Genomic DNA, 18,869 nt, shown 5'->3' on the forward strand with positions numbered 1-18,869 from the left:
CAGGGGCTTTTTCTGTTCAGGGGGAAACTGGATAGAGCCTTATTCCTTATCCGCCCCACGATAGCGCTGGTAGGGCAGGACGTTCCAGGTCCTTGTGGTCAGCTGCTTGGCAGAAATCACGGTCGGAATATCATCCAGCAGGCTGCGGGCCGAATGCAGCTCGCGCACGACTTCCTGCTTGTCCTGATACATGAACTCGTCCGAGGCTTCTTCCGGTGCTTGCTGTTGCTTTTCTTCCAGATCGCTGATCAGACGCTCTTGCTGGAAGCGCAGGGCAGCACGTGCATCCTCAATCCAGGCGGCTTGCATATTGCGGTTGTGGTCCACCACGGCGCTGTACTCGGTGTACACCCCGTTGTAGATGTCCCCCGCATGGTGTCGCGCGTCGTGGCTGGCAATTTCCAGATCGCGCACCGTCAGTTGAGATGGGTCCAGTGGTTCACTACGCTTGGCCCCGCCCAGACGGGTGTACTGGGTGTAGTAGGGGAACATGCTCTGGATAACTTTGCTGACGGGCTGGATTGCTTCGCCTTCCTCGCACAGTCCTTTGGGCTGTACGCCTTGCATGGCCGGCAGAATGGATTCAGGGCGGCAGATTTCTTTGGGTGGCATGATGCCGTGACGCAGCATCTCGCGAATGCCGGTGCCGGAGATGGTCAGCCTGAAGCGATCATCGTGCGGGCAGGTCTCGGAAGTGGCATGGCAGGCACAACGCGTGCAGTAAAACACTTCGTGGAACAGACGCACATCAATGCCCATTTCCTTGGGGCTGAACTGATCGAAAATACTGTGGCTGGCGTACTTGTCGTAGTAGCTGCCAATACCGGCGTGATCCCGACCAATCAAGGCGTGGGTGCACCCATAGTTCTTCATGATCAGGGCATGCAAAATCGTTTCGCGCGGACCCGCAAAAATATAGGTGACGCGCAGCGGCGAGAGGATGGCACGGTCCTTGGGGTAGTAGGTATCCAGCACATTTCGATAGGCCATCATGCGGAACTCGTGGCGCACGTATTCACGCTTGGCCATTTCCACCAATGGCTGCAGGAACAGGCCATCAATCCCTTCCAGCGCATTGCGGTGAATGTACTCGTGGCCACGGTGCAGCGGGTTTGCGCCGGTGATAAAGCCTGCCACGGAGTTGAATTTCTTTTCTTCGTAGAACAGGCGCCAGGTGTCTTTGGGTTCGCGGCGCAGCTTTTCGAACGGGCCCCAGTCCACACGCTGCAGCAGGTGCAAGGTGCCGCCTAGGGATACATCGCCCATGCGGCGGTAAATGGAGTCCACACCGGGGTGATTTCTGTCCGTAGTGCCAAACAGTTGCTGAGCGCGTTGCTCCTTGTTGTAGGAGAAGATGTCCTCGATGCTCAGGATGGCTACCGGCTCGTTGTCGCTATTGGTCAGCGCCACTTCAGAGCCGACCGAAAGTCCTTTAATAATGTCGCGGTTGCGATCGCCAATCGGGGCGAAGCTCAGCGGCACAGGCCACACCACACCATTACTCAAACGACCCTCTTTGAGCACGGAGTTGTAGTCGGCCTCGTTCATGAAGCCTTTGTTGGGGGAGAGTACGCCCGTAGCAATCATCTCGATGGTGATGACGGCTTCCAGATCCACGCGGATGCTGGGCAGGGTGCGCGCACGTTCGATCTCGGCCTTGACGCGATCCTCCGGGACAACCTGGTTGACCAGCGTTCCACCGTGCGGTTGCTGTGGATAGCGATCAAAGTTCAATGTTGAGTGGTTCATATTGCCTCCTTTAATTTGCCCCGCGTGACGATGAAAGATAGTTTTTTTGTCGGGGCGTTTTTCGTTTGCAAGTGATAGATGAGTTCTGGACCAGGGCAGTGACTCCCAGGTTTCAAACGCTCTATTTCTTCTTGTGGTGCCAGACGAAAGCTCTTCGTCCAAACAGGTGATGCAGCGCTGGCTTGAATACCGCCTGCGCATCGTTTTGCTGCGCTTGTTAAATGCGACATGAGGACAGGAATGCAGGCATCGTTCCGTGTTTGTCGGTGCGTGAGGTGATCCTCACCGTGGCTCATGATGCTGCGGGTGCTGCCTGCCCCAGGAGATCTGTCCTGAAAATCAAATTGGGTATAGGTGATAAGCCTTAGTTTTCCGAGCTCAGATCCTGCTGGAACTGTCTTAGTATTACTCACAATCGCGAGAAAAATCATCGCGTTATACCAAAGTAGGAGACAGTGCAGATGACGCCAGCTTGGGTGGTGTTGGCCTCGTTGATTTACGCCGCAATTTTGTTCGCCATTGCCTGGTTCGGGGACAGGAATCCTTTGTATACCCAGCGCCCCTGGTTGCGACCTACGGTCTACAGCCTGGCCTTGGCTGTGTACTGTTCGTCGTGGACGTTTTACGGCGCGGTCGGGTCGGCCGTGCGCTATGGCATTGGCTTTCTGCCTATTTATCTTGGCCCCATGCTGATGCTGCTGTTTGGCTGGCGGATTATCGAACGTCTGGCGCTGGTGGCTCAATCCCAGAACACGGTTTCCATTGCGGACTTCATGGCCAGTCGTTATGGGCGCTCGCAGCGTTTGGCAGCCATGGTGGCGGGGATTGCTGTTGTGGCGGCTGTGCCGTATCTGGCCCTGCAATACAAGGCGGTGGCCTTGAGTTTGAGTGTGCTGGCCGGGACGGAGTTTCACGCCGGGCTGTTTGGTGATCCGGCCTTGTATGTCGCGATTTTGATGGCCTTGTTTTCCATTCTGTTTGGAACGCGCCAGGTAGATGCCACTGAGCACAGACCAGGTTTGATGCTGGCCGTGGCCTTCGAGTCCGTGGTGAAACTGGTGGCCCTGGTGGCGGTTGGCCTGTTCGCCTTTCGCTGGTTTGGCAAGACTGAACTGAATATGGTGGGGGCCGTCAGCACACTGTTCGAGAACAGTCCGCCGGTGGGTTTTGTCGGTCAAACCTTGCTGGCCTTTGCCGCGATTATTTGTTTGCCCCGTCAGTTCCATGTGGCCATTGTGGAATGTGGGGACGTGGTGGATATACGGCGGGCGCGCTGGTTGTTTGGGGCGTATCTGCTGGTGGTCAGCGTCATGGTCTTGCCGATTGCCGCGGCAGGAGTCAGCTTGTTTGGCGTCGGGGGCGAGGGCGTGGCACCGGACAGTTTTGTGCTGGCCTTGCCCCTGTCGCAAAACCAGGTTGGCTTGGCCTTGATGGTTTACATAGGCGGCTTTTCGGCGGCAACCGGCATGGTCATTGTGACCAGCGTGGCGCTCTCAACCATGGTCAGTAATGACTTGGTGATGCCTTTGTTGCTGCGCCGTGGCTGGGCGCAATATCAGCAAAGTACGGTGGCTTCCACAGTGCTATGGATACGCCGTGTCGCCATCATGGCGCTGGCGGGTGTGGCTTACGGCTATTACATGCTCAGCGGCAGCGATACGACCCTGGCCGCGTATGGGCTGATGGCCTTTGTGGCGGTTGCGCAGTTTGGGCCGGGCCTGATTGGTGGTTTGTATTGGCGCGGTGCCAGTCGACAGGGCGTAGAGGCCGGACTGCTATTGGGCTTTGCCATCTGGGTCTATACCTTGCTCTTGCCGACTTTGACCGAGGTTGGCTGGTTGGCGGATGATTGGTTGTATCACGGGCCATTTGGCCTGTCCTGGCTGCGCCCTTATCAACTTTTTGGCGTAGAGGGCTGGGACCCGCTGACACATGGCACTTTCTGGTCCCTGCTGTGCAATATCAGCGCCTTTTTGTGGGTGTCCTGGCGCAGACGTCCGGGTTTGGGAGAACGCTTGCGGGCCGAGCCGTTTCTTAATCCTTATGCGGAGCGGCAGACCTTGGCGGCCCGTCATTCTTATGGGGATTTGTCGGTACAGGATTTGCTGCTCTTGGCAGAGCGTATCGTCGGCAAAAAAATGGCACGGCGGGCTTTTGAGACGCAGGCCAGACAACTCAAGCAATCCCTGGAGCCAGGTTTACGGGCAGATAGTGCCTGGGTGCATTTTACGGAGCTATTACTGGCGGCCGCAGTGGGGGCCGCGTCCGCGCGCCTGGTGCTGACCAGCGCCTTGCGTGGTTCGGGCATGGAGGTGGCTGCCATCATGTCCGTGCTGGATGAGGCGGGGCAGGAGCTGCGCTTTAATCGGGATATTTTGCTGGCCACGCTGGAAAATATTGATCAGGGCGTCAGTGTGGTGGATGCGGACATGCGGCTGGTCGCCTGGAACCAGCGTTATCAGCAGTTATTCGATTACCCGCCCAGCATGTTGTACGTGGGAAGATCCGTGGCGGACCTGATCCGCTTTAATGCCGAGCGGGGCAAGGTCGATGGCGTGGAAAGCATAGGGGTGGAGCAGGCGATCGAGCGTCGTATCCAGTTCATGCGTGAAGGCTCCTCCTATGTGACTCAGCGTATGTTGAATGACAAGCAGGTGGTCGAGCTGCGGGGGCGGCCTTTGCCGGGCGGCGGCTACGTCACCAGCTATAGCGATATCACGCATTACAAGCGCGTGGAGCGCGAGCTGCGGGAGATGAACGACAGCCTGGAGCAGCGTGTTGCGGTGCGCACGCAGGAGGCGGAAAAAGCCCAGGAGTCTCGTACCCGATTCCTGACGGCCGTCAGCCATGATGTGCTGCAACCGATTAATGCGGCACGCTTGTTTGCCTCGGCCCTGCGCGATACGCATGACCTTGCGGAAATGCCCAATCTGGCCGAACGCGTCGATACCTCCTTGCGTACGGCGGAGGAATTGCTGGAAGGCCTGCTGGATATTTCCCGTCTGGATGCCGGAGCCTTGAAGCCGGATCTGGGCGTGATCAATGTGCAGCATCTGCTGCAACATTTGGCAGATCAATACGCTCCTATGGCTGCACGACGTGGTATCCAGTTGCGGATTCATGCTCGACCTTTGCAGGTGTATAGCGACCATCGTCTGCTGCGGCGCGTGCTGCAGAATTTCCTGGCCAATGCCTTGCGCTACACTCAGGAAGGACGAGTGGTGTTTGGCGTGCGGGTCCGTGGTGAGGAGCTGGAGTTTCAGGTCTGGGATTCAGGTCAAGGTATTCCACCGCATCATATTCAGCAGATTTATGCGGAGTTTCATCGCTATGAACAGGCCTTCGATTGGGATGGCCGTGGCCTGGGCTTGGGTCTGTCCATTTGCCAGCGTATTGCGGTCTTGTTGGGGCACACGCTGGATGTGCGATCCGAAGTGGGGCGTGGCAGCATGTTCTCCATTCGCGTTCCTTTGAGTCACGCTACGCAGGCCAGCAGTCATCAAAATAAGGAGCCCAGCAAGCCTGCCGATGGCTTGCCTTTAACAGGCTTGCGTGTGCTGTGTCTGGATAACGATCTGGATATTATTGCGGGTATGGAAGTGCTGCTGGGGCGTTGGGGAGCACAAATTATCACTGCCAACACGGTAGATAGCGCTTTGGAGAAAATTGCCTTGAATCCCGATGTCTTGCTGGTGGATTACCACTTGCATGATAGGCTGGACGGCTTGCAGGCACTGCAACTGTTGCGCCTGCATCTGCCCCATGCGCAAGGTGCCTTGTTGACAGCAGATGGTAGTGATGAGCTGAAAGCAGCGGCTCGACAGTATGGCTATCTGGTGCTGACCAAGCCGGTAAAGCCCGCTTCGCTGCGAGCTTTTCTGACCGCGCAAATTAAAACGTATTAGCGTCCTGAGATTCGTCCTGGTTCAGGCCAAGATGACTGGCCATCAGGACCGCCTGGGTGCGATTGGAAGCACCGAGCTTGCGCAGAATGGCCGTCATGTGCGCCTTGATGGTGGCCTCCGAGACATTCAGTTCGTAGGCAATCTGTTTGTTCAGTTGCCCGGTGCTGAGCATTTGCAGAACGCGAAATTGTTGCGGTGTCAGCTCGCGCAATTTCGCCGCGACCTCCCGTTCGTCCAGGCTGATGCCCGGAGAGGAAGAGCCGATTTCCGGCAACCAGGTGCCACCATCCAGCACCACTTGCAAGGCTACGCCCAGCGTTTGTGCATCAATGGATTTTGGGATGAAGCCCATGGCTCCGTGATCCATGGCGCGGCGCATGAAGCGGGCCTCTTCATGGGCGGTGACCAGAATGATGGGCAGGCAGGGGTAGGTCGCTCGCAAATGGACCAGAGCACTGAAACCAATTGCTCCCGGAATATCCAGATCCAGCAAGAGCAGATCGGCGTCCGGATGGTCGTCGACCAGTGGATATAAATTGGAGATGCGATCCGCTTCGTAGATGGCCGTGCCGGGAAACAGGCTGGCGACGACGCCTCGTAACGCCTCACGAAACAGGGGGTGATCGTCAGCAATGAGCAGTTCATTCATGTGGGGATTATGCCATGTTCAAGTATCTGTAATGGTGCCTGCCAGGATGAGCCGCCTATCAGTAAAAACAGGGCACCGAAATGCCCTGTTCTTGTTCCTGCGTGCTGATTACATCAGCATGAAAAGTGTGCTTAGTGAGCGCTGGCGCTTGCAGCACCAATGCCGGTTTGACTGCGTACGGTCAGCGCCTCGAAGGCTTCGCGTTCCTTGGCAGCGCGGGCACTGTTGTCCAGGGTTGAGAACAGCCAGATCGAGAAGAAAGCCAGCGGAATGGACAGGATGCCAGGGTTAGGGAAAGGGGTGATGGGCTCGGCAAAACCGAAGACATCCACCCACACCGTGCTACTCAAGACCACCCACACCGTGGCGGTGACCAGGCCCAGAAAACCGCCAATGGTGGCACCACGCGTGGTGCAGCCACGCCAGGCAATCGACAGCACCAGGACCGGGAAGTTGGCACTGGCAGCAATGGCAAAGGCAAGGCCCACCATGAAGGCGACGTTCTGGTTTTCAAAGATAATGCCCAGCAAAATCGCCAGCACGCCCAACACCACTGTGGAGATACGCGAAATGCGCATCTGGTCTTTTTCGGTGGCGCGGCCTTTGGCAATGACGTTGGCGTACAGGTCATGCGAAATAGCTGCGGCACCGGCCAAGGCCAGGCCAGCAACCACGGCCACAATCGTTGCAAAGGTGACTGCCGCCAGGAAGCCCAGCAACAGGTTGCCGCCTACCGCATTGGCCAGGTGCACCGCTACCATATTGGTGCCGCCAATCAGATTGGTCAGCATGTTGAAGGAGCCGTCCGGACCGGTCTGGAAGTACTCGGGATGCTTGACCAGCAAGGCAATCGCACCGAAACCGATGATGAAGGTCAGCAGGTAGAAGTAGCCAATAAAGCTGCTGGCGTAGATCACGGATTTGCGGGCTTCCTTGGCGTCCGCCACAGTGAAGAAACGCATCAGGATATGGGGCAGACCTGCGGTACCGAAGGCCAGCGCGATACCTAGCGACAGCACGTTCAGCGGGTTGCTGCTGACGGCAGCGCCGGGCTCAAGAATGGCGTGTCCGGTGGGGTGTGTTTCCACGGCGGCGGCCAGCATGGCATCGACATCCCAATAGAACGCGGCCAAAACCAGAACAGTCATCAAGGTAGCACCGACCAGCATCAGCACGGCTTTGATGATTTGTACCCAAGTGGTGGCCGTCATGCCGCCAAAGGTGACGTAAATCATCATCAGCGAACCCACAATCACCACGGCCACGTTGTAGTCCAGACCAAACAACAGCACGATCAGCTTGCCAGCACCGACCATTTGCGCGATCAGGTACAGGGCAATGATCAGAAGCGAGGCACTGGCCGCCAGAATCCGCATGGGGTTTTGCGACAGGCGAAACGAGGTCACGTCGGCAAAGTTGTAGCGCCCCAGATTGCGCAGGCGCTCTGCGATCAGGAACATCACAACCGGCCAGCCGAACATGAAGCCGATGGCGTAAATCATGCCGTCAAAACCGCTGACGTACACCATGCCCGCAATCCCCAGGAAAGAAGCGGCGGACAGATAGTCCCCGGCAATTGCCAGGCCGTTTTGAAAGCCGGTCAAACCGCCACCGGCGGTGTAAAAGTCGGACGTGGTGCGTGTACGGCGGGCCGCCCACCAGGTAATGACCATGGTCCCGGCGATAAAGATCAGGAACATGACAATGGCGGAGGTATTGGCCTGGCCGGACGGGGCCGCCATGGCATTGCCACTTGCCATGCCAAACAGGCCCAGGCTCAGAAGTAGTTTCTTCATGTCACGTCCTTCATGATTTGAGCCAGCAAGGGGTCATACACCTTGTTGGAAATGTAGACGAAGGTGGACACCAGGACGACGGCACTAATGAGCACAATGGCGGCGCTAAGCACGCCAATGGTCATGGTCATGGAACCGACAGAGCGGCTGAAAAGTTCGGGGTCAAAGGCCAGGGTCAAGATAAAACCGGCGTACACAATCACGGTCAAGCCGAAAAAAACCAGGCTCATGCGGTTGCGTCTTCTAAGCAGCTCTTGATAGGCGGGGTGCTGGGTTACTGCCGTCACGACAGTATTGGCTGAGCTCATTCTTATGTCTCCTTATGGGGTTTGATGATTCTTGGCATCGAGGCTCTCTAAACACGGCGTGTACAGAGAGTTGGCGCTTGAGGGCGCTCTGTGTACAGCATGTATAGAACGAATCAACTTTTCCCAACAGGCGACTTTGGTCGTAGATGAGGGAGGAGACGGCTCTGATTTTGGAGCCTTGGTTTAGCTGGGCGGGGCAAATGATGCAGGAGACGCACAGGTACAAGAGCTGGTCTCTTCTGCTCTGAGTGGCTTGCAGAGCTTGAAAAGGGTGTTTTTTGTTAGTTCAAAACAGCGCGTCAGCGGTGGCCAGTTCTTGTTCTGATTCATCGCGGCGATCTGCGCCACGTACTTTCAGTATTTCGGACAGCAGCAGATGAGACAGGCTGGCAACGGCCACCGAATTATCAGGCAGCGCTTCAGGCCCAGGCTGGCAGGGCAGGGACCAGCGGGTCTTGGGCCTCTCTTTGTAATCCTGGTCGGTTATCAGCACGATGTCCGCACAGCGTGTTTCCAGGCGTCCGATCAGCTCCGGCATTTGGCTGGGGCGTGGATGCAAATCAAAAACAATCACGACATCCTGGTGCTGGATGTCAGCCAAATAGTCGGAGACTGTTTGGCCCGCTCCGGGGATAAGCCGTACGCCTGCCATGAATTTGGACAAATGCCAGTAAAAATGCCCGGCCAGAAAGTAGTTTGCCTGCAAACCCACCAGCCAAACCTGCCGCGCACGGCTGATGGCCTGACTGGCTTCCTGCAGAACTGAATGGGACAGATGCCGATAGGTATTGCCCAGCTTGCTATAGCTTTCCTGCAAGTGTGAGTGCAAGGCGGTTTCGCCCGGCGATAACGGCTGGCTGAGCGAGGTGAAAGAATCATCTGTTCTTTCCGTGCGAATCTGCTTGCGTGCCGCTTCGTAGTTGGCGTATTCCAGACGACGGATCAGACGTGTGACAGTGGCATTGGAAACTTGGGCCAGACTGGCGAGTTCCGAGGCGTTGTAGCTGGATAAATCACCCGAGAAATCCAGTGTGAATTGGGCCAGACGTCGCTCGGAAGCGGGGAGATCACTAAGAATGGCGCGTACACGATCAAGAAAAGAGATGTTGCTGGTGTCTGGCATGGTGCTGGGCATAGCCCTGTGTTTTTGATTCAGGAAAAGCGGGTGCTGCCGGGAACCAATTGTGGTTCCTGTGTTCGGGCAGGGAATTTCAAGTCCACATCATACCTGAGTAAAAGATGCGTTTAATTTCCCTGAAAACCGTTTAATTTTGACTCTGTTTGACTGCTTGTGATTGATTAATCAGCACTGTTTTTTCCGAAAATGAATTAGCCAATAGCTTTGAAATAATCTTGTGCGGCGATCAGGGCATCCTTAAAGGAACCGTGTACAAACTCCGTGCTGATCGCCACCATCAAGTTCGAGGGCAGGCCAAAGTCTTCGATCAGCGCACCATTGCGATCACGCCAGATCTGACTGGCCGGGTCCAGCACAACTGGGCTGTAGTGCTCGCGTACGGTGTCCAGAACGGTATCGGCGGTAGAGCGGTAGGTGAAAACCGGCAGGCCCTGGGCCACGGCATAACCGATTTCGAAAGCGGTGCCCGTATCAATCTCTGCACCTCGAAAGGGCGTGATGTTGGCCAGAACCGCATCGGCTTGGTCCAGCAGACGAATATTGTGGTGGTAGATAGCCGAGGCCTCGATCTCCTCCTGATCAACGGGATGCAAGGGCTTGAAGCCGAAGTCTCGTACCAATTGCTTGTGCAGCTTGGCACGCTCGGTGGCATCGCTGAAAAACACATCAGGACCCGCTAAATAGATACGCTTCATCTTGGCTCCTTGTTGATTCGGGGTGAAGGGAAATCGTGCCGGTTCAGGCTGGGCTGCTGGCAGCTGGGGCAAACCGGAATTTGTAAGGACATGGCCGCTCTGAGCCCGTAGCAGGCTATTCGTGGTGGCCATCTGAATGATGATATACGATCCCATCAGCCTGAACATGACGCTGGGGGTAGGTATCTGGTCCGGTTTTGCGGTTTGTCGTTTGGCCTGTTGCTCTAGCGTCACGGATGGTGAGGTGCAGTCTTGTCGTAGGCAAGACTGGCTTGTAGCACATAAGAAAAAGGGACCGATTCAGGTCCCTTGTTTTCCTTGGCGGTTGCGATCTTCAGTTGGAATTACCGCGTCGATACAGACTTAGCGCAATACCCAGACCTGCCAGCATGCCAGCACAACCCCGGTTCAACCAACGCATAGCCTTGCCGGAAAGCAGCCGCATGGCGTGATGGCCACCCACGGCGTAGACAGTCATTAAAGCCATATCAATCAGGGCTGTGACCAAGGCCAGTGTGATGTACTGAACGGCAATCGCTTCTTCAGGACGAATGAATTGCGGCAAAAATGCAGAGAAGAACAGCAGCGCTTTAGGGTTGGACAGGGCAACCAGCAAAGATCGCAGAAAAGCCGCGCGACCCGTCCGAACTTTTTCCGTGGGAGTGTCTGTCTGGATAGAGCGGACCGGAGCGTGCCAGAGACCATAGGCCAGATAGAGCAGATACGCCGCACCTATCCATTTCACCACTGTGAAAAGCTGCTCGGAGGCAAGCAGCAGCGCGCCCAGTCCACAGCCGACGGCAGCAATCAGAATCAGGTCCGAGAGCGCTGCGCCCGCAATACCGCATGCTGCAATCCGTTTGCCGCCATGTGCACCATTGTTCAAGGCAAGCAGCATGGTGGGGCCCGGTATCACAGTGACGGCCGACACAGCAACGATATACAGAGAAAGGCTGGCTAAATCCACGAAGATTCCTTGGGAAGAGGTTGACTGCGGAAGCGTCTGGAGACTGACACCCAAGTATGGTGGCAGGTGTTTGGGCTGCGGCAGTCGGTCCTGGCTTGAACTATCTACAAAAAAGGCCAGCCTGAATGGCTGGCCCCTTGGCGTCAAGATATCAAATCAGGCACGGCCTGGTTCGAGTGTTGCCGCAGCGGTAAACAGCACGTCGGTCGAGGAGTTCAAGGCCGTTTCTACCGAGTCTTGTACCACTCCAATTACAAAGCCTACGCCAACCACTTGCATGGCGACATCATTGGAAATACCGAACATATTGCATGCTAGTGGAATCAGCAGCAAAGAGCCACCAGCAACGCCCGATGCACCGCAAGCGGCAATGGTAGCCACCAGGCTCAGCAGCAGGGCGGTAGGCAGGTCAGCCGGGATTTCCAGTGTGTGCACCGCAGCCAGCGTCAGGACGGTAATGGTGACGGCAGCACCGGCCATATTGATGGTGGCACCCAGTGGAATTGAAACCGAGTAGGTGTCTTTATGCAGGCCCAGTCGCTCGCACAAAGCCATGTTCACAGGGATGTTGGCCGCAGAACTGCGGGTGAAAAAGGCTGTGATACCGCTTTCACGCAGGCAGGTGAATACCAGCGGGTAGGGGTTGCGACGAAGCTTGGCAAACACGATCAAGGGGTTGACGATCAGAGCCACCACCAGCATGCAGCCTACCAGCACAATCAGCAGCAGTCCGTATTGGCGCAGCGCATCAAAGCCCGATTCAGCAATAGTGACTGCTACCAGACCAAAAATACCCAGCGGCGCAAAGCGAATGACCAGGCGCACCAAGGACGACACGGCATTGGCCATATCGGTCAGCAGGTCGCGAGAACCTTGCGAGCCGTGTTTCAGCGCCAGACCCAGAGCAATAGCCCAGGCCAAAATGCCCATGTAGTTGGCATTGAGCAAGGCATCAACCGGGTTCACCACAATGCTGGTCAGCAGATCCAGCAATACCTCGACGATATTGCCGGGCGGGTTCAAGGTGGCATCGGCCAGATCCAGCTTGAGCTTGACGGGGAAGGCGAAGCTGGCGATCACGGCAATCAGTGCGGCCAGGAAGGTGCCCAGCACGTACAAGAGCAAAATAGGGCCCATGCGGGTGGAGGACTGGGCTTTTTGGTTGGCAATGGAAGACATCACCAGAACAAACACCAGAATCGGCGCAACCGACTTCAAGGCAGAGACAAATAATTGGCCCAGCAGGGCGATCGAGTGCGCGGCATCAGGAGCAAAGCGTCCCAGCAAAATACCGGCGATCAAACCGATCACAATTTGAGTAACAAGACTGCCGTGCAGGATAAAGCCTAATGGGCCTCTGGCTTGGTTGGCGGGATGGGCCATGAAAAGCGACTCCAAACAAATGGGTAGGCGTGAAGTACGTGAAAAACGCTCTGGCGAGGACTCAGCCAGAGCGCGGAAGAGGGTTATTCTAGCACCAGGTGCTATACATTTTGTAGCCGATGTGATATGGTTGCTAATCCACATGGGGTCGACATGGCTTCGACGTGGGTCAAGAAGCAGATCAGGGCGTGTCGAGCACCAGTACGCTCGTAAATCCACTGGAAAACTACAAACGCCAACGACGAGCGTTTCGCTCTAGCCGCTTAAGGCTGGGCCACTGCACTAATTTGTCTTTGGGTTAGGTAGGGCAACCTACAGCAGTGTTATTTACAAAGAATCGAATCGGCCTGCGCCACGAAGTCCGGTTCTAAAACTTAGTGGATCGCCAAGGAAAGGCCTGTCAATTGGCACAGTCCAAGGTTAAAACTTAAAATTAATTGACTACACATGTAGAACTGTCTGTGGACGGCTTGCGGACGGGGGTTCAATTCCCCCCGACTCCACCAAAATTTCTTGAAAAATCAGTATGTTAGAAAAAAATCGTGTCAGAATTTCTGACACGATTTTTTTATGTGCTGCGTGTTAGAGAATGAGTCGTTTTCGGGCTGTTTTATTGCCAAAAGCAGCTTCTGCCTTTTCTCCAGCTTGAGTGTTGGCATCTGGCATCCACTTTCCGTAGACCTTGGCAATCATCGTCCAGTCTCTGTGACCCATTTGTTTTGCGACCCACATGGGGTTTTCGCCGGCGCTGAGCATCATCGATGCATAGGTGTGCCTGGTTTGGTAGGGCCACCTGTAGCGAACGCAAGCTGCCTTGAGTAGCTGAGTCCAGATGTCTCTAATCGGCTTGTCGCCTGCCCACCGTTGATCTGTACGAGGATTCAGGAAAACTGCCTCGCCTTTGCTAGCCGTATATTGCTGCTGCAAAAGTAGAACTTCCATTGCGGGAGCCAGAATTTTGATTTGCCTGCGTCCAGCCAGGGTCTTGGTTGTCTCAGCAACACCTCTGGATGCTTGGGTTATTGCGCGACGGATGTTGATCAGGTTGAGATCAAAGTCGATATCAGCCCAATTCAAGGCGACCAGTTCACTAGTACGTACGCCAGTCCAAAATGAAAATTGTATCTGGTGGCGCAACTGAGGATCGGCAATGGCCAGGATCGATGCCTGTTCAGCGGGTGTGAAAGGGTCGATGTCATCGCTGTCTTTCACTTTGGCCTTGCGTTGATAGCAGTAGTTGGCCATGCAATTGCTATCGAGGAGTTCATCATCGACAGCATCAGACAGCGCTTTTCGTATCACGCTTTGGATGTTGACCAAACGCTTGTTCCCACATGGTATTGACTCTAGCCATTCTTTGATTGCCCTGCGCTTCCATTGAGGAAGTAGAAGGTCACCAAATTGAGGGACGATTAGATTATCGACAATTTTTCGATACCCTTCATAACTGGATGCTTTTAAAACCGATTTTTGCGAGCGAAGCCAATGGGTAAAGTAATGAGATATTTTCTCTGTTTGACCACTTGAGGTCAGTGTTTTTTTTACTTTTGGGCTGTTAGGGAAATGGTGTGTGTAGTCGAAAGTGCCATTTTGAATGGCTTTAAGAATCACAGCCCGTTTCTGTTGAGCAATCTCAAGGTTTTTTGGAGTTGGCGTTAGCGAGATTATTTCCCGATGACGTACTCCTTCATACTGAAAAGAAATTTGAATGCTGGTTTTTGAGGCGGGTGTTACACCGCGACTAGTTTTACTCATAAGGTGCTGAGATCCATCACTACCCTAAATGGGTAGTAGCAATATCAGAACTCCATGTGAAGCTAAGGCCGTGTTAGACGGCTTCGGCCTAACACAAGCAAAGATGATTGTGGGCACGCTTGGGAGTGATCTGAAAGCGTGCCCATGAGAATCGAACCAGTTTATGTCGAGGATTACCCGCCATCCTCGTAAGGCTGTCTCACGACAGTGTGGCGCCCAGAATGTCTGGGTCGTCAACGCTGACCTCTCTTATTGCTTACTCTGAAAGCCCGAGGGGCGCTGGTTTTTCACGGAATTATCTTCTGCCTCCGTGTCGTGTCGGGCAGCCGCGCAGTCGCTTACCATTTAGGTAGGGCGCGGTGTTTATCGGTTCGGTTTGTTAAGGAGCGGCCCCTTGAAATGGGCGTTGTTAGTATCACCTATAAAGTGAAATCTTTCAAGATTGTTTTATTTTTAATAAGAAGATGATTTATGTCTAATTTTGAACCTGTTCGCACTGCATGTGATTATGCCGGGGGGATTTCGGCTCTTGCCCGTCATTTGGATGTGGCTCCCCAAGTCGTACACCGCTGGGCCTCTGGGCAGCAGGAGGTTCCTATTATTCGATGTGTGGAAATTGAGGTGCTGACCAAAGGTCTGGTTACTCGTAAACAATTGAGGCCAATAGACTGGATGAAGATTTGGCCTGAACTTAACGATAAATAGCAGTAATTAATACGCCCGCTAATTTTGTAATTAGCGGGCGTATTTTTTAACTTACTCGTTTTATTTCAGAGTATTCCCCATTTGTTGTCAATGTGATAGTAATTGGGGTGCTATTTCTATTTCTCCAAAACCAACCATGGTTTCCCTTGAAAGCGGCGGTAAGAGTACCTTCGTCTTTCTCGACGCCTCTTCCTTTTTCGTAGCTAACAGATTTCCCTTGGGCATCGCCATGAGTATCAAAGTTTGCGGGCCCGCCTTCAGATACCCAGGAGTATTTGGTAGATGCTCCTTCGTTCATCACGAGCTTGATTTCTATTCCTTGGCCAGGGGCCAGCTGAAAGCTGACCTTGTCTACACGAGCAGTATCCGTGTTTGCTGGTTTGGGAGAAGGAGTGGCTGGTTGTATGGGGCTCTGGGGCTTGGCTGCCGTAAGGTTGCTTTGTGGCGAGGTAGCGCTCAGGAGGGATTCGATTCGCTCTAGACGATCAAGGATGGTTTGCTCTGTGGCGACAGACCCAGCTCCTGATTGCTGAAGAGAGTCTGCAGCAGCTTCTTGTGCCAACTGTGTTTTGATCTCTCCCATCTCAGTCAGGCCTAGAACACGGCCAATTCTGGTTGGATCTATTGCGTACTCGGCAGGCAGCACTATGGTAATTAGGATTACGAGTGCGGATCCAAGGGCAAGCAGAGTTGATTTTCTCAACTGCGCAGTTGTCGGGAGTTCGTGTGTTTCGGGTGGGGCAACGTTGTACATGTTTGGTTCTTCCTAGGAAACAGATAGTCCAGTGAGCTGGTAGCCAATAAGGATGAATCCGGCGGACATCATCGCAATATTTGCAGTGTAGGCATGCTTTACAAAGCTTGGAGATCTTCGCCAATAGCTCATGGCAATCAAGATGGCACCCAATGCTAAGAGCTGGCCAAGCTCGACTCCAATATTGAATGCCAGGAGGTTTGGAACCAGGCCATCGGGAGAGATGTTGTATTCAATAATTTTTGTGGATAGGCCAAATCCGTGGAAAAACCCAAAGATAAGTGTTGCTATTTTGGTATTGGGCTGGAACCCAAACCATCGCTGAAAAGCACCTATGTTATCTAATGCTTTATATACGACAGAAAATCCAATGATGGCGTCGATGATGTAGCTGTTGATGCCTACATTGAAATAGACCCCAGCCAGCATGGTCGTTGAATGACCAATTGCAAAAAGGCTGACGTAAAGACCAATGTGCTTGAGTCGATATAAGAAGAAGATGACGCCAAGCAGGAATAGGATATGGTCGTACCCAGTGACCATGTGCTTGGCACCGAGATACATGAAGGAAATGAAATTTACGCCGGTGATTTCCTGGATGTAACCCTTGTCTCCTTCAGCAACTGCATGCCCAAGAGCAGGTTCGATTTGAAGCAGAAGCGTGAGGAGTAGAAGCAGGAAAATTGCGGATAATTTTTTTCTGATCGGACGCACGGAAGCGCGCCGGTATCGTGAAATGATATCGGTCATGATTAGATTTCAATAAAGATTAATATTTTTTTAAATAAATAATCTATATAAATCTAGGCGGTTTTTCAGGAGGATAGGGGGTGCCTATTAATGGGCTGGCGAAGTAGTGTGCCAGCCAGCTGATGTCAGGTCCCAGCGCTAATGAAGGAAGTGAAGGCAGAAGGACCTGAATATCATGAGAGTGATCCGCATGATGATGGCTTAATGCGCTTTGCTTGCTGAGGTCTGTGTTTTCGCCTGCTGCAAGAGACATGGTGCCCTCATGATGAGAGCTGATCAGTCCTATTGTAGAAAGATGGGGCAGGGCAGTGGGTTGGGGTTTGGGTGTCGCAGGCAACAGGACGGCCAGCATTGCAATAAATGCAATGATTTTCTTTATGAGTCGAGCCTGATGCCTGGATAACATGGGTGCGTCTTGGAGAGGCGGGTCTACAGATACTTTGTAATTTCTTTGAACTCGTTAATAGTGTGCTTGCGCTCACTGGAGGAGTTGTCCAAGGCATCCTCCAGGCAATGGTCAATATGGTCCTGAATGAGGACTTTCTTGGCTTGAGATATCGCTTTCTCTACTGCGTAGAGCTGTTGAGCAATATCCAGGCACGACCTTTGATCCTCCATCATCTGCAGGATGCTGCGCAAGTGGCCTTCCGCTCGTTTGAGGCGTTTCATGACAGCGTCATGATGGTGGTGGGGATTGGGCTTGGTGGTCATTGGCTTAGGTAAACGGCTTTTACTAGCGTGCTGATCTATCAGGCCAGTGGTCGTGGAGTTCATCAATGATTATAGCGTGGCTATGAGCCCCCTCAGACGCAGAGTGTTCGCTCCAGTGGGGGTGGTCAGCCGGTAAATCCTGATGAGTATGGGACAGCTTTTCGTTGTCTTGCTTGGGCCAGACCAGAAAGCTAAATACGATTGCTGTGGATGCCAAGATTGCTAGCGTGGCGAATGCATAGCTAGTACCTGCATTCGCGCTGAGCCATCCCGCCAAGGGGTAGCTAATCAGCCAACAGGAATGGGATAAGGAAAACTGGGCTGCAAACAATGCAGGCCGGTCGTTGGCGTGAGCTGAACGTCGGAGCAGTCGACCTGAAGGAGTTTGCGCGAGCGAGTAGCCTAAACCGAGAATGAACCACAGGATTAACAGCTGTGAGTAGCTATGGATAAATATTCCTGCTGCTAGTCCACTTGCCAAAAGAATGGCGCCTGTCAGCATAACTGATCGATCTGATGTTTTATCGAGCAGTCTGGGTAGCGCCAAGGCGACAATCATCGAGCCTAGCCCAAATGATGCCAGGGCAAGGGCCGTGTCATTTTGGGTGAGTCCAAAGTTTGCCTGGACAATGACGACGGTATTGATGATCACCATGGCGCTCGCTGCAGCGACGGCTAAATTCAGTGCCAGCAAGCCACGAAGCCTGGGAGTTTTGAGGTAGATTCGCAACCCTTTCGTTGTTCGCTGGTAGAAGGTTTGCGTCGGTTGCGATTGGTATATCGGCAAGACGACAGAGACTACCAAAGCAGCAGAAGCAATGAACCCAAGAGAGGTTCCCCAGAACAAGCCATGAAAAGTGATGTAGCTCAGTAGCACAGCGGCCAATACTGGGCTGATAACACTTTCCAGATCATACGCTAGGCGAGACAGCGATAGTGCCCGTGTGTAATCCTCTTCTTTTGGGAGAACGTCCGGTATGGTCGCCTGAAAGATGGGTGTAAAAGCAGCTGAGGCTGCTTGAAGAACGAAGATGAGTGTGTAGATTTGCCAACTGGCGTTGACGAATGGAAGCAATACAGCGACGCCAGCTCGTACGAGATCTAACGCCACCAGTAGATGGCGTCGAGGAGCACGCTCTGCTAGAGCTGCAGCCATAGGGGCAATAAAGATGTAGGCCACCATCTTTAATGACAAAGCAATGCCCAGCACCTCCCCTGCACTGGCTCCGGCTAGATCAAAGGCTAGCAGCCCTAAGGCCACTGTGGCCATTCCCGTTCCGAGCAGCGCTACGACTTGTGCCAGGAAGAGATGCCTATAGGTCCGGTTTTTAAGCACTTCTAGCATTGGTATGCCTCGGCGTCATGCAACTAGGGTGTATGGTGAATTTCTATCCTATGGGGGGGGATAGGGCTTGCATCGTAGCATTAGTATTATTCCATCGCTAGTGCTTATAACAAGCTATTTTATGTTGCATTTTTTTTCTTGGGTTTATCCTATGGAGTGGGATAGGATACTTGGGAATAGATCTACCTGGTTGCGTTTCCTGGTCTCATGCGCATATCTCTAAAGAAAGTCATTGCCTTCTGGTTGCTGCTTGCTGTGC

16 protein-coding genes and 1 other RNA gene are annotated in these 18,869 nt (G+C 53.7%); 3 read left to right on the top strand and 14 right to left on the bottom strand.

Annotated elements, in window-relative coordinates; all coding sequences use genetic code 11:
- Positions 1-39: 39 nt before the first annotated feature.
- Both U2949_RS02205 and U2949_RS02210 read right to left on the bottom strand, forming a co-directional pair.
- Positions 40-1,749, bottom strand: coding sequence for a sulfate adenylyltransferase (locus U2949_RS02205; protein ID WP_321285897.1), 1,710 nt, complete (start codon positions 1,747-1,749; stop codon positions 40-42).
- The gene (locus U2949_RS02210; protein ID WP_257722758.1) at positions 1,746-2,180 is read right to left on the bottom strand and encodes a hypothetical protein; all 435 of its coding nucleotides are present in this window, start codon (positions 2,178-2,180) and stop codon (positions 1,746-1,748) included. The genes U2949_RS02205 and U2949_RS02210 overlap by 4 nt, the downstream gene beginning before the upstream one ends.
- Positions 2,181-2,210: 30 nt before the next feature.
- Between U2949_RS02210 and U2949_RS02215 the strand changes: the two genes are divergently transcribed.
- On the top strand, positions 2,211-5,654 hold the full coding sequence (locus U2949_RS02215) for a hybrid sensor histidine kinase/response regulator (RefSeq protein WP_026483004.1): 3,444 nt from the start codon (positions 2,211-2,213) through the stop codon (positions 5,652-5,654).
- On the opposite strand, the gene U2949_RS02220 is transcribed toward U2949_RS02215, so the two are convergent.
- The 7 genes from U2949_RS02220 to sstT all read right to left on the bottom strand — a co-directional run bounded on the left by U2949_RS02220 (position 5,641) and on the right by sstT (position 12,590).
- On the bottom strand, positions 5,641-6,303 hold the full coding sequence (locus U2949_RS02220) for a response regulator transcription factor (protein ID WP_026483003.1): 663 nt from the start codon (positions 6,301-6,303) through the stop codon (positions 5,641-5,643). The genes U2949_RS02215 and U2949_RS02220 overlap by 14 nt on opposite strands.
- 131 nt (positions 6,304-6,434) lie before the next feature.
- A complete protein-coding gene (locus U2949_RS02225; protein WP_321285901.1) occupies positions 6,435-8,099 on the bottom strand; it encodes a cation acetate symporter in 1,665 nt (554 codons plus the stop codon).
- Positions 8,096-8,407 carry a DUF485 domain-containing protein gene (locus U2949_RS02230; RefSeq protein WP_026483001.1) on the bottom strand — a complete coding sequence of 104 codons (312 nt, stop codon included), beginning with the start codon at positions 8,405-8,407 and terminating at the stop codon, positions 8,096-8,098. Before U2949_RS02230 ends, U2949_RS02225 begins: the two co-directional genes overlap by 4 nt.
- A 286-nt stretch (positions 8,408-8,693) precedes the next feature.
- Entirely contained in the window at positions 8,694-9,542 is an 849-nt protein-coding gene (locus tag U2949_RS02235) for a MurR/RpiR family transcriptional regulator (RefSeq protein WP_026483000.1), read from the bottom strand.
- A 194-nt stretch (positions 9,543-9,736) separates the two neighbouring features.
- Positions 9,737-10,240 carry a nucleoside 2-deoxyribosyltransferase gene (locus U2949_RS02240; protein WP_026482999.1) on the bottom strand — a complete coding sequence of 168 codons (504 nt, stop codon included), beginning with the start codon at positions 10,238-10,240 and terminating at the stop codon, positions 9,737-9,739.
- 334 nt (positions 10,241-10,574) lie between these two features.
- A complete protein-coding gene (locus U2949_RS02245) occupies positions 10,575-11,207 on the bottom strand; it encodes a LysE family translocator (RefSeq protein WP_026482998.1) in 633 nt (210 codons plus the stop codon).
- Between the two features lie 156 nt (positions 11,208-11,363).
- Entirely contained in the window at positions 11,364-12,590 is a 1,227-nt protein-coding gene (gene sstT, locus U2949_RS02250; protein ID WP_321285906.1) for a serine/threonine transporter SstT, read from the bottom strand.
- A gap of 144 nt (positions 12,591-12,734) precedes the next feature.
- On the opposite strand from sstT, the gene ssrA reads away from it, so the two are divergent.
- Positions 12,735-13,096, top strand: a transfer-messenger RNA (tmRNA) gene (ssrA, locus tag U2949_RS02255).
- Between the two features lie 76 nt (positions 13,097-13,172).
- Here the strand turns inward: ssrA and U2949_RS02260 are convergent.
- Complete coding sequence (locus U2949_RS02260) at positions 13,173-14,345, bottom strand: Arm DNA-binding domain-containing protein (RefSeq protein ID WP_321285909.1); 1,173 nt, start codon at positions 14,343-14,345, stop codon at positions 13,173-13,175.
- A gap of 471 nt (positions 14,346-14,816) precedes the next feature.
- Here U2949_RS02260 and U2949_RS02265 point away from each other — a divergent pair, with 471 nt between their 5' ends.
- Positions 14,817-15,050 (top strand): transcriptional regulator, encoded by a 234-nt coding sequence (locus U2949_RS02265; RefSeq protein ID WP_321285911.1) that lies wholly within the window; start codon positions 14,817-14,819, stop codon positions 15,048-15,050.
- Positions 15,051-15,096: 46 nt separating this feature from the next.
- On the opposite strand, the gene U2949_RS02270 is transcribed toward U2949_RS02265, so the two are convergent.
- The 4 genes from U2949_RS02270 to U2949_RS02285 form a co-directional block, all read right to left on the bottom strand.
- The gene (locus tag U2949_RS02270; protein WP_321285913.1) at positions 15,097-15,804 is read right to left on the bottom strand and encodes a transmembrane anchor protein; all 708 of its coding nucleotides are present in this window, start codon (positions 15,802-15,804) and stop codon (positions 15,097-15,099) included.
- Between the two features lie 12 nt (positions 15,805-15,816).
- Positions 15,817-16,554, bottom strand: a complete 738-nt coding sequence (locus tag U2949_RS02275; protein WP_321285915.1) for a HupE/UreJ family protein — start codon at positions 16,552-16,554, stop codon at positions 15,817-15,819.
- Between the two features lie 429 nt (positions 16,555-16,983).
- Positions 16,984-17,223 carry a metal-sensing transcriptional repressor gene (locus U2949_RS02280; protein ID WP_321285917.1) on the bottom strand — a complete coding sequence of 80 codons (240 nt, stop codon included), beginning with the start codon at positions 17,221-17,223 and terminating at the stop codon, positions 16,984-16,986.
- 64 nt (positions 17,224-17,287) lie between these two features.
- On the bottom strand, positions 17,288-18,610 hold the full coding sequence (locus U2949_RS02285) for an MFS transporter (RefSeq protein WP_321285919.1): 1,323 nt from the start codon (positions 18,608-18,610) through the stop codon (positions 17,288-17,290).
- Positions 18,611-18,869 lie beyond the last annotated feature (259 nt).

Source organism: Alcaligenes phenolicus, from assembly GCF_032063905.1.
GTDB lineage: Bacteria > Pseudomonadota > Gammaproteobacteria > Burkholderiales > Burkholderiaceae_B > Alcaligenes > Alcaligenes phenolicus.

What these genes read in the sequence shown, in the direction of transcription:
- U2949_RS02205 (WP_321285897.1), bottom strand. Translation starts at nt 1,749, where the DNA reads ATGAACCACTCAACATTGAACTTTGATCGCTATCCACAGCAACCGCAC.
- U2949_RS02210 (WP_257722758.1), bottom strand. Translation starts at nt 2,180, where the DNA reads ATGATTTTTCTCGCGATTGTGAGTAATACTAAGACAGTTCCAGCAGGA.
- U2949_RS02215 (WP_026483004.1), top strand. Translation starts at nt 2,211, where the DNA reads ATGACGCCAGCTTGGGTGGTGTTGGCCTCGTTGATTTACGCCGCAATT.
- U2949_RS02220 (WP_026483003.1), bottom strand. Translation starts at nt 6,303, where the DNA reads ATGAATGAACTGCTCATTGCTGACGATCACCCCCTGTTTCGTGAGGCG.
- U2949_RS02225 (WP_321285901.1), bottom strand. Translation starts at nt 8,099, where the DNA reads ATGAAGAAACTACTTCTGAGCCTGGGCCTGTTTGGCATGGCAAGTGGC.
- U2949_RS02230 (WP_026483001.1), bottom strand. Translation starts at nt 8,407, where the DNA reads ATGAGCTCAGCCAATACTGTCGTGACGGCAGTAACCCAGCACCCCGCC.
- U2949_RS02235 (WP_026483000.1), bottom strand. Translation starts at nt 9,542, where the DNA reads ATGCCCAGCACCATGCCAGACACCAGCAACATCTCTTTTCTTGATCGT.
- U2949_RS02240 (WP_026482999.1), bottom strand. Translation starts at nt 10,240, where the DNA reads ATGAAGCGTATCTATTTAGCGGGTCCTGATGTGTTTTTCAGCGATGCC.
- sstT (WP_321285906.1), bottom strand. Translation starts at nt 12,590, where the DNA reads ATGGCCCATCCCGCCAACCAAGCCAGAGGCCCATTAGGCTTTATCCTG.
- U2949_RS02260 (WP_321285909.1), bottom strand. Translation starts at nt 14,345, where the DNA reads ATGAGTAAAACTAGTCGCGGTGTAACACCCGCCTCAAAAACCAGCATT.
- U2949_RS02265 (WP_321285911.1), top strand. Translation starts at nt 14,817, where the DNA reads ATGTCTAATTTTGAACCTGTTCGCACTGCATGTGATTATGCCGGGGGG.
- U2949_RS02270 (WP_321285913.1), bottom strand. Translation starts at nt 15,804, where the DNA reads ATGTACAACGTTGCCCCACCCGAAACACACGAACTCCCGACAACTGCG.
- U2949_RS02275 (WP_321285915.1), bottom strand. Translation starts at nt 16,554, where the DNA reads ATGACCGATATCATTTCACGATACCGGCGCGCTTCCGTGCGTCCGATC.
- U2949_RS02280 (WP_321285917.1), bottom strand. Translation starts at nt 17,223, where the DNA reads ATGAAACGCCTCAAACGAGCGGAAGGCCACTTGCGCAGCATCCTGCAG.
- U2949_RS02285 (WP_321285919.1), bottom strand. Translation starts at nt 18,610, where the DNA reads ATGCTAGAAGTGCTTAAAAACCGGACCTATAGGCATCTCTTCCTGGCA.